13 protein-coding genes are annotated in these 13460 nt (G+C 64.5%); 11 read left to right on the top strand and 2 right to left on the bottom strand.

Going from position 1 to position 13460, the window contains the following annotated elements; genetic code table 11:
- The first annotated feature begins 47 nt into the window (after positions 1-47).
- The gene (gene rbfA, locus NG701_RS04250; protein ID WP_058929497.1) at positions 48-557 is read left to right on the top strand and encodes a 30S ribosome-binding factor RbfA; all 510 of its coding nucleotides are present in this window, start codon (positions 48-50) and stop codon (positions 555-557) included.
- A gap of 111 nt (positions 558-668) precedes the next feature.
- Here rbfA and NG701_RS04245 read toward each other — a convergent pair whose 3' ends face one another.
- Positions 669-1814 carry a ScyD/ScyE family protein gene (locus NG701_RS04245; protein ID WP_252564819.1) on the bottom strand — a complete coding sequence of 382 codons (1146 nt, stop codon included), beginning with the start codon at positions 1812-1814 and terminating at the stop codon, positions 669-671.
- A gap of 185 nt (positions 1815-1999) precedes the next feature.
- On the opposite strand from NG701_RS04245, the gene NG701_RS04240 reads away from it, so the two are divergent.
- Positions 2000-2485, top strand: a complete 486-nt coding sequence (locus NG701_RS04240; protein ID WP_252564818.1) for a nucleoside deaminase — start codon at positions 2000-2002, stop codon at positions 2483-2485.
- Positions 2486-2497: 12 nt separating this feature from the next.
- Here the strand turns inward: NG701_RS04240 and NG701_RS04235 are convergent, their stop codons facing one another.
- Positions 2498-3664 (bottom strand): pyridoxal phosphate-dependent aminotransferase, encoded by a 1167-nt coding sequence (locus tag NG701_RS04235; protein ID WP_252564817.1) that lies wholly within the window; start codon positions 3662-3664, stop codon positions 2498-2500.
- Positions 3665-3806: 142 nt separating this feature from the next.
- Here NG701_RS04235 and truB point away from each other — a divergent pair, with 142 nt between their 5' ends.
- From truB to NG701_RS04190, 9 genes are all read left to right on the top strand, one after another.
- The gene (gene truB / locus NG701_RS04230) at positions 3807-4790 is read left to right on the top strand and encodes a tRNA pseudouridine(55) synthase TruB (protein ID WP_252564815.1); all 984 of its coding nucleotides are present in this window, start codon (positions 3807-3809) and stop codon (positions 4788-4790) included.
- A gap of 2 nt (positions 4791-4792) precedes the next feature.
- Positions 4793-5146 carry a hypothetical protein gene (locus NG701_RS04225; protein WP_248761780.1) on the top strand — a complete coding sequence of 118 codons (354 nt, stop codon included), beginning with the start codon at positions 4793-4795 and terminating at the stop codon, positions 5144-5146.
- Position 5147: 1 nt separating this feature from the next.
- Positions 5148-5618: a hypothetical protein gene (locus NG701_RS04220; protein WP_248761779.1), complete on the top strand. Its 471-nt coding sequence runs from the start codon at positions 5148-5150 to the stop codon at positions 5616-5618.
- Positions 5619-5841: 223 nt separating this feature from the next.
- Positions 5842-6825 carry a bifunctional riboflavin kinase/FAD synthetase gene (locus NG701_RS04215; protein WP_252564813.1) on the top strand — a complete coding sequence of 328 codons (984 nt, stop codon included), beginning with the start codon at positions 5842-5844 and terminating at the stop codon, positions 6823-6825.
- Positions 6826-6865: 40 nt separating this feature from the next.
- Entirely contained in the window at positions 6866-7720 is an 855-nt protein-coding gene (gene kynA / locus NG701_RS04210; RefSeq protein ID WP_248761777.1) for a tryptophan 2,3-dioxygenase, read from the top strand.
- 8 nt (positions 7721-7728) lie between these two features.
- Positions 7729-8976: a kynureninase gene (gene kynU, locus NG701_RS04205; protein ID WP_252564975.1), complete on the top strand. Its 1248-nt coding sequence runs from the start codon at positions 7729-7731 to the stop codon at positions 8974-8976.
- A 218-nt stretch (positions 8977-9194) separates the two neighbouring features.
- A complete protein-coding gene (gene rpsO, locus NG701_RS04200) occupies positions 9195-9464 on the top strand; it encodes a 30S ribosomal protein S15 (RefSeq protein ID WP_056348417.1) in 270 nt (89 codons plus the stop codon).
- A gap of 248 nt (positions 9465-9712) precedes the next feature.
- Positions 9713-11965: a polyribonucleotide nucleotidyltransferase gene (locus NG701_RS04195; protein WP_252564973.1), complete on the top strand. Its 2253-nt coding sequence runs from the start codon at positions 9713-9715 to the stop codon at positions 11963-11965.
- A 124-nt stretch (positions 11966-12089) separates the two neighbouring features.
- Entirely contained in the window at positions 12090-13433 is a 1344-nt protein-coding gene (locus tag NG701_RS04190; protein WP_252564811.1) for a M16 family metallopeptidase, read from the top strand.
- The last annotated feature ends 27 nt before the right edge of the window (positions 13434-13460 follow it).

Genomic DNA, 13460 nt, shown 5'->3' with positions numbered 1-13460 from the left:
GGCACCGTTCCGGCGCCGTCGTACATCCCAAATTTTTAGGAGTGGAAATGGCTGATCCCGCACGGGCTGCCAAGTTGGCGCAGCGGATTAAGGTTGTTGTTGCCGAGGCTTTGGGCCGGAAGGTTAAGGATCCTCGGCTGGAGGGCATTACTGTTACCGATGCCAGGGTGACCAATGATCTGCAGCATGCCACGATCTACTACACCGTTTTCGGCGACCAGGCTGTGCAGGCTGATGCTGCCAAGGGCCTGGAGAAGGCCAAGGGTGTGCTCCGCCAGGAGGTGGGGCGCAACGTGACTGTCCGCCTGACGCCGACGCTGGAATTTGTGGCGGACCAGATCCCCGTCGTTGCCTCGAACCTGGAGGACCTGCTCCGGGCCGCCAAGAAGCGCGACGCCGAGGTGGCTGCGCTGGCAGAGAACGCCAAGCACGCCGGCGACGCCGATCCGTACAAGAGCGACATTCCCGCCGATGTGGAGATCGACGAGGACGACTTCGACGAAGAGGATATTGACCTCACCGACGACGAAGACCTCGACGAAGACGCCAACAAGTAACCGTCTGACCACCACATGTGGCTCACAGGAAGGCCCGGACTGCAGCTGCAGTCCGGGCCTTCCTTCGTCTGCCGGGTTTTGTTTCCCCGCAGGTCTTATTTGATAGCGGCCTTATCTGATGTCAGCCTTGATGACCTTGCCCGCTGATGCGGGGGGAGGCGGGGCCGTGAAGTCAGGCAGGGCATCCACCGTGGCATAGAGGGTCCGGCCGTGGATTTCAACAGCCGCCGGCGTTGTGGCCGCCAGGAACTGTGACCTCTCACCGCTCCAGCAGCTGATCTTGAGGATCTCGTTACCGAACATCGACGCCACGTAGACGTCTCCCGTGTTGGAAACGGCCAATCCGGTGGGGCTGAGGATGTCCTCGACCCAGAGGTGGGTAGCTCCGGTCCAGGGATTGACACGGAAGATGGCTCCGCGTGCGCCCAGCGACTCATCTTCCGGACCGCCCGGAAGCGATGATACGTACAGCCAGCCGTCGGGGCCGAGCTCCACGTCCGTCGGCACGGGCTCAAAGGCGTATTCGTGTCCCACCACGCACTCAGGCACCGTAAAGGAGTTACCCATCATGTCGATGGGTAACTCCAGCCCGGCTGGTACTACGGCTGGCCGGGGCGGCAACACAGCGAGTGTGGAGACAGCACCCGTGGCAGCGTTGACCTTGAGGATCGCATTCATCCCGGCATCCGCCACGAAAACCGTGTTGCCCTGCACCGCGGCGGCATAGGGATGGGAATCCACGATGCCGGTGTATCGGGTCGGTGGGAATTCAGGGAAGCCAGCAAGGCATTCGTCGGAGACCTCCGGACCAAAGCCATAGTGCTGCTTGCCGTCCGGGTTGTTGTCCCGCTCAAACGATGCCAGTTCGGCGATCGTCCGGACCTCGCCCCGAACGTTGATGGCCTTCAGATAGCCCTCCAGCGCCGCCGGATCGCCGCCGGCACCAGTACTTTCGAGGAAGAAGGTGGTTGTGCCGCGGGTCTCTACACCGGCAACATCCCAGCCTGGTCGCTCGTACACGTCTGTGATGGAGCCATCGCGGTCCACTCTGCTGAGCTTGCCGACGGGAGGCTCACCGAAGACGGTATGGGTAACCAGTACGGACTTGTTTGTGCCGACAGCGAGACTCAGCGGCAGCCCCAGTCCGTCAGCCAAGGGATCGTCAAGCGGGGACGAAGAACCGCCTGCCGACGCGGGTGTAATGGGAATAGCCAGCATCGCTGCGAGGCAGGCGATGATGGGTATCTTTTTGTTCATGTCCGTCTCCGGGATTGAAGTGCACCCCATGGCGGGGCCGGGCAATGAGACCATGGTCAGCGCTGTGCTGAATGAACCCCCGGCGCTAGGTTAGTCCCGCGAAAGGGACGACGTCGACGTTATTTCCCCCTAATGTGCCCCCTGTCTGACGCCGCAATCAAGGCCGTCGTGGCTAGGATCGATCTATGACCCACGCGAGTGACCCACACGATGCCACGCCCTTCCTGGAGCAGGCCGTTGATCTGGCCGTCCGCAACGTCGCCGACGGTGGCGGCCCGTTTGGTGCGCTGGTGGTGACCCGAGACGGGCAGGTTTATGAAGGCACTAACCGCGTTACCCGCGACAACGACCCCACAGCCCATGCAGAAGTGGTTGCCATCCGTTCGGCGGCAGCCTCAGGCGCCACGTTCGACTTGAGCGGGGCAGTGCTGTATGCCAGCTGCGAGCCGTGCCCGCTCTGCCTTGCCGCCGCGCTCTGGGCCCGAGTTGACCGGGTCTATTTTGCGGCCGACCGCCACGGTGCAGCCGCGGCCGGCTTTGACGACGCCGTTTTTTATGACTACTTCAACGGAACCCGTCCGGAACTGCTGCCGGTCGCCCAAGCGGCCATTCCGACGTCGGACGCTCCGTTTGACGCGTGGCGCCGCAACGCGGAACGTTCGGAATACTGACCAGGTGCCGGGTCAGGAATCTTTGCGTTCAGGCAGCCTGCCGACGCCCTCCACCAAATCGTCGCGGGTACCGCACAGTGCGATCCGCACCCAGCCTTCGCCAATCGAGCCAAAGGCGGTCCCTGGCGCGAGCGCGACGCCGGAATCGGCGAGGAACCGGCGGGTCCAGCTACGGACGTCCCCGTCGCTGACATGGGAGACGTCGGCCCAAAGGTAGAAGGCTCCCTGCGCACTCAAGTACGGGATGCCCTTGGCTTCGAGCACGGCCGAGGCCGCATCGCGGTTCGCCCGGTAATGGGCATGGGCGTCCCGTACGTACTCCTGCGGCCCGGTCAGAGCCGCGAGCGCGGCATACTGCGAGGGGGAAGCTACGCAGGAGACAATCGCTTCCATCACGTTGTTCATCTTCTGCTCCAGCCCCGGCGGACAGACCAGGGCGCCGATCCTCAGGCCGGTGAGGCCATACGTCTTCGAGAGAGTCAGCGACGTGAACACGCGCGCCTCGCCGGGCACGTCGCTGTCGAACCGGGCCGGGCTGACGTGGGGGACATCGTATGTGAAGGCTTCGTAGCATTCGTCGGAAATGATCCAGAGATCGCGCTTGCGGGCCAGGTCCACAAGTTGCCGGGTCAGGTCCTCGTCGAGGACGGCGCCCAGCGGGTTGGACGGGGAGTTCAGGATGAGCACCCGGGTCCGGTCAGTGATGAGGGCCTCGATGTCCTGGATCCGCGGCTGGAAGTCATGCTCGGGATACAGCGGGTAGCCCACCGGCACGGCATTCAGGAGCCGGCTGGTCATGGCGAATGTGGGGTAGCCGGGGTTGGGGATCAGGATCTCGTCACCGGGGGAGAGCAGGAGGCTCATGGCGAAGTGCAGGCCCTGCTGCGCGCCGTCCACCACGTAGACGCGCTCGGCACCAAGGCCGTTGTTGAGTCCGGCGCGTTCACGGAACCTGGCGGCGAACGCTTCACGTAGGGCCGGGAGGCCGGCGTTGGGCGTGTAATTCGTCTCGTCCCGGTCAAGGCACGCCATGCCGGCTTCCAGGATGTGGCGGGGGAGCGCGAAGCCCGGCTCGCCGATGCTCAGGACGATGGCCCCGGGGGTATGCCAGGCGGCCTCGGTGATTTCGCGGATCTGGTTGACGGGGACGTCGCGCGCGTGCGCCGCAAGCTCAGGCATGGATGCCATCCTAGCCGCCACCGGAATCCAGCCCCGGAGTGGCCACACCGGAGCGGCCACACCGGAGCGGCCGCACCGGGGCGGGGGCTAGGGACAGGGCTTGTGGGCAAGGGCCGCGGCCAGCGCCGATATACTGGGAAGCGTGCTTTCTGGACTGGTGATAGTGGACAAACCGCAGGGATGGACCAGCCATGATGTGGTTGGTCGGATGCGGCGTCTCGCCGGGACCCGGAAAGTGGGGCACGCCGGCACCCTCGATCCCATGGCTACCGGCGTCCTGGTGGTCGGCATCAACAAGGCCACCCGGCTCCTGACCTACATCGTGGGCACGTCCAAGACGTACACGGCAACCATCCGGCTGGGCCAGTCCACCATCACGGACGACGCCGAAGGTGACGTGATTGCCGCCGCCAGTGCCGCCGCCGTCGCCGACGAAGCAATTCACGACGGCGTCGCCGCCCTCACCGGTGAAATCCAGCAGGGGCCAAGCAGCGTCAGCGCCATTAAGGTCAACGGCGAGCGCGCCTACGCCCGGGTCCGCTCCGGTGAAGAGGTTAAGCTCGCGGCGCGCCCGGTCACCATCCACCGTTTCGAAGTTCACGCCATCAACCGGGAAACCGGCGGCGACGTTGTGGACATTGATGTCACCGTTGAGTGCTCCTCGGGTACATACATCCGGGCCCTCGCCCGCGACCTCGGCGACGGGCTGGGAGTGGGCGGCCACCTGACCGCACTCCGCCGGACCCACGTTGGCCCGTACTCGCTGGATCAGGCTCGGACGCTGGAACAGCTGGCCGAGGAGCTGAACGTCCTGGAAATGTCCCAGGCTGCCCGGGCGCTGATGCCCAACCGCGAACTCACGGCGGAGGAGACCACCGAGATTTCCTTCGGACGCCGGATCGCAGCGGGAGCGGAAGCAGGCGATCCCGCGGCTGCCACCACGGAACACCCTGCGGCAGCGTTCGCGCCCAACGGCAGCCTCGTGGCGCTCCTGGCGGACTCCGGAAACTTTGCCAAGCCTGTCCTGGTATTCGCGCCGGGCAACGGTGCGTCCGAAAAAACTGCGCCCCAGAATGCTGCGCCCGAGAATGTTGTGCCCGAAGATGCTGCGGGCGGGGACGCCTAGGCATGGACGCCTATTTCTACATCATCCTGGTGGTCGGCCTGCTCTCCAGCGGAATCTGCCTCGGTGCCGGCATCCTGAAAAAAGCCCCCAACGATCTCACCATCCTGTCCGTTGCCGCCGTCGAGCTGGCACTGCTGGTTTACCTGGTGGGTTCGATCGTGCGGGTGATCGCGGGCGAACCGATTGCCGGGGAAGCCTGGGAATTCTGGGGATACCTGGCCACGGCGATGCTCCTGCCGCCGGCAGCCGTGTACTGGTCCATCCTGGAACGGACACGCTGGAGCAACTTTGTCCTCGCCGCCGTCGGGGTCACGGCCTTGGTGATGGCCGCCCGCATGAACCAGATCTGGTACTGAAATGGAAGAAGTACGCAACGTGAAAGCACCTCGTTCCGAAGCAGCCCGTGCCAAGGCCGATGCCAAGGCCGGCGTCAAGGACACTCGGAACACCGGCCCCGGACGCCTGCTCATTGCCGTCTATGCAGTGTTTGCCATTTCGGCCACCGCACGCGCCGGTTACCAGATCCTGACCAAGTTCTCCGAAGCCCCGCTCGCCTACCTGCTTTCCGCGTTCGCGGCGCTGGTCTACGTGGTGGCAACGGTGTCCCTGGCCAAGCCCGGCCGCACCTGGTTCAAGATCTCGCTGGCCGCTGTCCTGGTGGAGCTTGTCGGAGTGCTGGTGGTGGGGGCGTTGAGCGTGTTTGATTCTGTGGCGTTCCCGCATGAGACCGTCTGGTCCCTTTTTGGCCGGGGGTATGCGTTCATTCCGCTGCTGCTGCCTGTTCTGGGTCTGGTGTGGCTGTACCGGCGGCGGCCGAACCAGCAGTAAGCCTCATCAGCGACCGGCCGGGGCCGAGGCTTAGCCTCACTTCTTCGGCGGACCGGCGAGTACCGGCAAGCGGGTACCAGGAAGGCTACCGGACATGTCCGCGCGTGCCATCCAGTTGGCCCGGCGCCGTCCGGCAGCAGTACTGAATGCGGGTAATCTTAGAGAGTTCCGGCGCCGGTGCGTTCGGAGAGATGTCAGTTTTAGGCAGTAGAAGGCGAGGGTGATGGTCTACATCTGGAACGATCCGTCCGAGGTCCCGGCGGACTTTGGTCCGTCCGTTGTCACTTTTGGCAACTTCGACGGCGTCCATCGCGGGCACCAGCAAGTGCTTTCCGAGCTCATCCGCTCGGCCCGCCTCAACAAGACCAAGGCCGTTGCCGTCACCTTTGACCCGCACCCGGCCCTGATCCACCGCCCGGAGTCCGCGCCCGAAATGATCATGGGCCTGCAGGACAAACTGGTGGCATTAGGGGAGCTGGGCCTGGATGCCATTTTGGTGATGAAGTACTCGCTGAACCTGGCCAGCCTCACCCCTGAGGAATTTGTGGGCCAGGTCCTGGTGGACAGCCTGCACGCCAGCCACGTGGTGATTGGTCACGATTCCCGATTCGGCCGCGGCAACTCCGGTGACCTTGACACCATGAAGCAGCTCGGCGAAAAGTTCAACTTCGACGTCCAGGTCATCAGCGAGTTCGGTTCGGAAGGCTACCCGTTGCATAACGACGGCGGCACGGACCGCCGCTGTTCCTCCACCTGGGTGCGTGAAGCATTGCAGGAGGGCGACGTCGCCACCGCCGCCGCGGTGCTGGGACGACCACACCGTATGCGCGGCGAGGTTGTACACGGTGCTGCCCGCGGCCGCGTACTCGGGTTCCCCACCGCTAACCTTGCCCACGAGGCCACCGGGTTCATCCCCGCGGACGGCATCTACGCCGGCTGGCTGGTGGACCAGGCCGGCACACGCTGGCCGGCCGCCATCTCGGTGGGGTCCAATCCCACGTTCGACGGCGTCAGCCGCCAGGTCGAAGCCCATGTGATCGACCGTCCGCATGAGGCCGTGGAGGATTTCGATCTGTACGGCCAGACAGTAGTGGTCGAATTCGTGGCTCGGCTCCGCGGCATGGTGGCCTACCGTGGGCCGGAGGCGCTTGTTGACCAGATGCGCCTGGACGTTATTCAGGCCCACGATCTCCTGGTGCGGCGCTGACCGGGTCCCGCCCGCAACGAACACCCAGAGAGGCAGCACAATGGCCGTCGAGAAGAACACCCGCAAACTGGACAAAGGCATAGTCCGCGATTTCAGTTCCCGGATGAGCTACGCGTCCTACCTCCAGCTGCCCACCCTGCTCAGCGCACAGCAACCTGTCAGCACGCCCGAACACCACGACGAACTGCTGTTCATCATCCAGCACCAGACCACCGAGCTGTGGCTGAAGCTGGTGCTGCACGAGCTCCGGAGCGCCGCGGCCTGGCTGCGCGCAGACGATCTCGGCTCCGCCCTCAAAGGCATCGCCCGGGTCAAACACATCCAAAAGACCCTGACGGAGCAATGGTCTGTCCTGGCCACGCTGACGCCCACGGAGTACTCCCAGTTCCGCGGGTTCCTGGGCAACTCCTCCGGATTCCAGTCCAGTCAATACCGGGCCGTGGAGTTTATCCTCGGCAACAAGAACCGAAAAATGCTGCCGGTCTTCGAATCGGACCCGGAAGCGCACGCCATGCTGGAGGACGTGCTTAAGGCGCCCAGCATCTATGACGAGTTCCTGGCCTACCTGGCCCGGCAGGGCTTCGACGTGCCACAGTCCGTGCTCGAACGGGACGTCACCCGCGCCCACGAGTTCTGCCCGGAGTTGGTTCCGCTGTTCAAGCACATCTACGAAAACGCCGCCGCCAACTGGGGCGCGTACGAGGCCTGCGAGGAACTGGTGGACCTTGAAGACAATTTCCAGCTCTGGCGGTTCCGGCACCTGCGCACCGTCCAGCGGACCATCGGGATGAAATCGGGAACCGGGGGATCCAGCGGCGCTGCCTTCCTGCAAAAGGCCCTTGAGCTCACCTTCTTCCCGGAACTGTTCGCGGTACGGACGGAGATCGGCCAGTGAGCAGCGCAATGAACGCGAACATGGAGAACCACGCCGCCGCCGACCTCCTTGAGCAGGCCGCGCAACTGGATGCAGGCGACCCGTTGGCGCGCTACCGCGGCCTCTTCATCGGGACGGACACGGACCTTTCCTACCTCGACGGCAATTCCCTGGGCCGCCCGCTGAAGCGGACACAACGGGACATCAGCACCTTTATCGAGGAAGGTTGGGGCGGCCGGCTCATCCGTGGCTGGGATGAGGAATGGCTGGACCTGCCCCAGACCATCGGCGATCAGCTGGGCCGCGCTGTCCTCGGCGCAGCCCCGGGCCAGACCGTCATCGCCGACTCAACCACAGTGGTGCTCTACAAACTGATCCGCGCTGCGCTGGCCACCGTGGCTGACCCCGCCCGCACCGAAATCGTCCTGGACACGGACAACTTCCCCACGGACCGCTACCTGGTCGAGGGCATCGCCCGCGAGGAAGGACTCACCCTGCGGTGGATCGAAGCCGATCCTGCGTCCGGCGTCACCGTCGAACAGGTGCGGGACGCCACCGGCCCGGCCACCGCCGTCGTACTTTTGAGCCACGTGGCCTACCGCTCAGGCTTCCTGGCGGACCTTCCGGGCATCACGGAAGTTGCACACGGCGCGGGGGCGCTGGTGGTCTGGGACCTGTGCCACTCCGCCGGATCCGTGGAGCTGGACCTGGACGGGGCAAACGTGGATTTTGCCGCGGGCTGCACCTACAAGTACCTCAACGGGGGACCGGGCTCGCCGGCGTTCGCCTACGTCAATCGCAGGCACCTGCCCGGACTGAAGCAGCCGATCTGGGGCTGGATGGGACGCAAGGACGCGTTCGAGATGGCCGCAGGCTACGAGCCGGCGCCCGGGATCCGGAGTTTCCTCAGCGGCACTCCGGCCATCTTCGGGATGCTGGCAATGCGGGGGACCCTGGACCTCATCGAAGAGGCCGGCATGGCTGCCATCCGGGAGAAGTCCCTGAAACTCACGGCCTACGCCGTTCAGCTGTTTGAGGCGTGGCTGGAACCGGCGGGCGTGGAGCTGGCGTCGCCGCGGGACCCGGAGCTTCGCGGGAGCCACATCACCCTGGATCATCCGGCGTTCCGGAACGTGACGGCGGCGCTGTGGGAACAGGACGTCATCCCGGACTTCCGCGCACCACATGGGATCCGCGTCGGGTTGTCGCCCTTGAGTACCAGCTTCGCGGAGCTGTTCCGGGGGATGGCCGCCATCCGGGATCAGCTGCGTCGCTGAGCGGCCGCCTTTTCGGGGACTGCCTTTTGGTGACGGCCGCGGCTGTTTCGACAAGATTGCGGCGGGGCCGGTAAACTAACAGATGGATCCGGCTGCAGTCCGTGGCGGCTGGTTCCTGCCATGTGTGGAAATTCCCTGGTTTCCGGGGGATTCCCGCGCGGGTAGTCCCGGCAGTGAAGTACTGAATCGGGCCTCACGGCACATCTCTAGGAGTTATTGTGGCACTTGACGCCGCTGTAAAGCAGTCCATCATCCAGGATTTCGCAACGTCCGAGGGCGACACCGGTTCGCCGGAGGTCCAGGTTGCAGTCCTGACTCAGCGGATCAAGGATCTGACTGAGCACATGAAGGTGCACAAGCACGATTACCACACCCAGCGCGGTCTGCTGGCCATGGTTGGTCGTCGCAAGCGTATGCTCACCTACCTCAAGAACACTGACATCACCCGCTACCGTGCGCTCATCGAACGTCTCGGCCTGCGCCGCTAGTCAGCTTTAAGGGGCGGCCCCTTCCGTGACGGAAAGGGCCGCCTTCTTCAGAAGAAAATTAAACAGGAGGATCAACCGCATCACGCATTCGCGGTCCTCGGTAGTGATCCCCGGGAACGGCTTCGAAGAATGAAGCCCTCGGCCCGTGGGTCTCGATCGATGACCGGGTGCAGTGCAGGCCAGTAGACAGATGCTGGACTGGGTTGATGCGGCTGGACTCCGTGAAACAAGAAACGGAGGTGACTCTCTTGGAGGGTCCCGAAATCCAGTTCTCAGAAGCAGTCATTGACAATGGCCGCTTTGGCAAGCGTGTAATCCGCTTTGAAACCGGCCGTCTTGCCAAGCAGGCAGCCGGCGCAGCCATGGTGTACATCGACGAAGACACCGCGCTGCTGTCCGCCACCACCGCAGGCAAGCACCCGCGCGAAGGCTTCGACTTCTTCCCGCTGACGGTTGACGTTGAAGAGCGTATGTACGCCGCCGGCCGTATCCCGGGCTCGTTCTTCCGCCGCGAAGGCCGCCCGTCCACCGAGGCCATCCTGGCCTGCCGCCTTATGGACCGCCCGCTGCGTCCGGCCTTCGTCAAGGGCCTGCGCAACGAGGTCCAGATCGTGGTGACCGTCCTGGCCATCAACCCCGACGAGCTCTACGACGTGGTGGCCATCAACGCCTCCTCCATGTCCACCCAGTTGTCCGGTCTGCCGTTCTCCGGCCCGATCGGCGGCGTCCGCGTTGCCCTCGTCGCTGACGAGCACGGTTCACAGTGGGTTGCTTTCCCCAAGCACTCCCAGCTCGAGAACTCCGTGTTCAACATGGTTGTAGCCGGCCGTGTTGCCGGTGACGACGTCGCCATCATGATGGTCGAAGCCGAGGCAACCGACAACTCCTGGAACCTCATCAAGGAACAGGGCGCCACCGCTCCCACCGAAGAGGTTGTCTCCGAGGGCCTCGAGGCTGCCAAGCCGTTCATCAAAGCACTCTGCGACGCCCAGGCTGACCTGGCTGCACGCGCTGCCAAGCCCACCGTTGAGTTCCCGGTCTTCCTGGACTACCAGGATGACGTCTACGCCGCTGTTGAGTCGGCTGCCGCTGAGAAGCTGGCCGCTGTCTTCCAGATCGCCGACAAGCAGGAACGCGATGTTGCAACGGATTCGCTCAAGGACGAAGTCACTGCTTCCCTGGCCGGCCAGTTCGAAGGCCGCGACAAGGAGCTGTCCGCAGCATTCCGCTCGGTCACCAAGCAGGTTGTGCGCCAGCGCATCCTCAAGGACCAGATCCGCATCGACGGCCGAGGCCTGACGGACATCCGCCAGCTCACCGCCGAGGTTGAGGTTCTGCCCCGCGTGCACGGCTCGGCAATCTTCGAGCGCGGCGAAACCCAGATCATGGGTGTCACCACGCTGAACATGCTCAAGATGGAACAGCAGATCGATTCGCTGTCGCCCGTCACGCGCAAGCGCTACATGCACAACTACAACTTCCCGCCGTACTCCACTGGCGAGACCGGCCGCGTGGGTTCGCCCAAGCGCCGCGAAATCGGCCATGGCGCCCTCGCAGAGCGCGCCATCATGCCGGTGCTGCCGTCCCGCGAGGAATTCCCCTACGCGATCCGCCAGGTGTCTGAGGCTCTCAGCTCCAACGGTTCGACGTCGATGGGTTCGGTCTGCGCTTCGACGCTGTCCCTGCTCAATGCAGGCGTGCCGCTGAAGGCAGCTGTTGCAGGTATCGCCATGGGCCTGGTCTCCGACCAGGTTGACGGCCAGACCCGTTACGCAGCCCTGACCGATATCCTCGGCGCCGAAGATGCCTTCGGCGACATGGACTTCAAGGTTGCCGGCACCGCCGAATTCGTTACGGCCATCCAGCTGGACACGAAGCTCGACGGCATCCCCGCGTCCGTGCTGGCAGCAGCGCTGAAGCAGGCCCGCGAAGCCCGCCTGCACATCCTTGACGTCCTGAACTCCGCGATCGACACCCCGGATGAGCTCTCCGAGTTCGCGCCGCGCGTCATCGCGGTCAAGATCCCGGTTGACAAGATCGGCGAGGTCATTGGGCCCAAGGGCAAAATGATCAACCAGATCCAGGAAGACACCGGCGCCGACATCTCCATCGAGGACGACGGCACGGTCTACATTGGCGCCACCAACGGTCCGTCTGCTGACGCAGCACGCTCCGCCATCAACGCCATTGCCAACCCGCAGATCCCGGAAATCGGCGAGCGTTACCTGGGTACGGTCGTGAAGACCACCACCTTCGGTGCCTTCATTTCCCTGACTCCGGGCAAGGACGGCCTGCTGCACATCTCCGAGCTGCGCAAGCTGGCCAACGGCAAGCGCGTGGACAACGTTGATGACGTGGTTTCCGTCGGCCAGAAGATCCAGGTGGAAATCACCAAGATCGATGACCGCGGAAAGCTGTCGCTGTCCCCCGTAGTGGCTGAAGAAGAAGGCGCCGAGAGCGTTGACGCTTCCGCCGCAGAGGGCGCTGCCGAAGCGGAGTAGTCCACTGACGCGGAGTAGCATCCTCCTCCATACAGCATGAATCGGCGGGGCCGGTGGATGATCCACCGGCCCCGCCGCTGTTACGATGGCAGCCAGATCCGGCTGCCGCTCCTGAAAGGCTTCAATGACTGTTGTACCCCTGCCGCTTGAGCAGAACCAGCCCGGCGACACCCTGGTCCACGGCTCCGACGGCGGTTCTGTTGTCCGGCGTTCGGTGCTGCCGGGCGGCGTGCGGGTGCTCACCGAAGCGATGCCGGGCCAGCGTTCGGCGACCATCGGTTTCTGGGTGGGCGTCGGGTCACGCGATGAAGCCCCGGGCCAGCACGGCTCCACGCATTTCCTGGAGCACCTGCTGTTCAAGGGGACCAAGCGCCGCACAGCCCTGGAGATCGCCTCGGCCTTTGACGAGGTGGGCGGGGAGTCCAACGCAGCCACGGCCAAGGAGAGCACGTGCTATTTCGCGCGGGTGCTGGACACGGACCTGCCCATGGCCATCGACGTCATTGCCGACATGATCACCGGCGCCGTCCTGGATCCGGCCGAGATGGAGCAGGAGCGCGACGTCATCCTGGAGGAAATTGCCATGGACAGCGATGACCCCACGGACGTGGCGCATGAAAACTTTGTGGCTGCCGTCCTGGGCACCCACCCGCTGGGCCGCCCCATCGGCGGCACGCCCGCCGCGATCCGCGCCGTCGCCCGTGACTCCGTCTGGGAGCACTACCGCCGTTACTACCGCCCGGATGAGCTGGTCATCACCGCCGCCGGGGGCCTGGAGCACGACGTCGTCTGCAGCCTTGTGGTGGACGCCCTCCACACTGCCGGGTGGTCACTTGAGCCGGACGCCGCCCCGGTGGATCGCCGCTCCACCGAGCGGGCGGACATCACCGGCACTGCAGGACTGCATGTGGTCAAGCGTGCGGTGGAGCAGGCGAATATCATCATGGGCTGCCCCACGATTGTGGCCACCGATGAACGTCGCTACGTCATGAGCGTCCTCAACGCCGTCTTGGGCGGCGGGATGTCCTCGCGGCTGTTCCAGGAAATCCGCGAAAAGCGTGGCCTGGTGTACTCCACGTACTCCTTTGCCTCCTCCTACGCCGACGCTGGCTACTTCGGGATGTACGCAGGGTGCACTCCGTCCAAGGTCCGCCAGGTGCTGGACCTGCTGGGGCTGGAGCTGGACAAGCTTGCCGAAGGCGGAATCTCCGACGACGAACTGCGCAAGGCCGTGGGCCAGCTGTGCGGTGGCATTGTCCTGGCACTTGAGGACACGGGTTCCCGCATGTCCCGACTCGGCCGCGCTGAACTGGTGTCCGGTGAATACCAGGACATCGACGAGACCCTGCGCCAGATCAAGGCGGTCACCGCGCGGGAGGTCCAGGAGCTTGCCAGGGAACTGGCAGCCGCCCCGCGGACTGTCACCGTGGTGGGTCCATTCGCAGAGTCCGAAACCTTCGGTCTCTGACCGGCAGGCTTGCGCCCGCCATAATGA

This window comes from Pseudarthrobacter cellobiosi, from assembly GCF_023913815.1.
In the GTDB taxonomy this organism is placed as follows: Bacteria; Actinomycetota; Actinomycetes; order Actinomycetales; family Micrococcaceae; genus Arthrobacter; species Arthrobacter cellobiosi.
Note: the sequence above shows the minus strand (reverse complement) of the source record. Positions and strands in the feature narration are given on the sequence as shown.

What these genes read in the sequence shown, in the direction of transcription:
- rbfA (WP_058929497.1), top strand. Translation starts at nt 48, where the DNA reads ATGGCTGATCCCGCACGGGCTGCCAAGTTGGCGCAGCGGATTAAGGTT.
- NG701_RS04245 (WP_252564819.1), bottom strand. Translation starts at nt 1,814, where the DNA reads ATGAACAAAAAGATACCCATCATCGCCTGCCTCGCAGCGATGCTGGCT.
- NG701_RS04240 (WP_252564818.1), top strand. Translation starts at nt 2,000, where the DNA reads ATGACCCACGCGAGTGACCCACACGATGCCACGCCCTTCCTGGAGCAG.
- NG701_RS04235 (WP_252564817.1), bottom strand. Translation starts at nt 3,664, where the DNA reads ATGCCTGAGCTTGCGGCGCACGCGCGCGACGTCCCCGTCAACCAGATC.
- NG701_RS04225 (WP_248761780.1), top strand. Translation starts at nt 4,793, where the DNA reads ATGGACGCCTATTTCTACATCATCCTGGTGGTCGGCCTGCTCTCCAGC.
- NG701_RS04220 (WP_248761779.1), top strand. Translation starts at nt 5,148, where the DNA reads ATGGAAGAAGTACGCAACGTGAAAGCACCTCGTTCCGAAGCAGCCCGT.
- NG701_RS04215 (WP_252564813.1), top strand. Translation starts at nt 5,842, where the DNA reads ATGGTCTACATCTGGAACGATCCGTCCGAGGTCCCGGCGGACTTTGGT.
- kynA (WP_248761777.1), top strand. Translation starts at nt 6,866, where the DNA reads ATGGCCGTCGAGAAGAACACCCGCAAACTGGACAAAGGCATAGTCCGC.
- kynU (WP_252564975.1), top strand. Translation starts at nt 7,729, where the DNA reads ATGAACGCGAACATGGAGAACCACGCCGCCGCCGACCTCCTTGAGCAG.
- NG701_RS04190 (WP_252564811.1), top strand. Translation starts at nt 12,090, where the DNA reads ATGACTGTTGTACCCCTGCCGCTTGAGCAGAACCAGCCCGGCGACACC.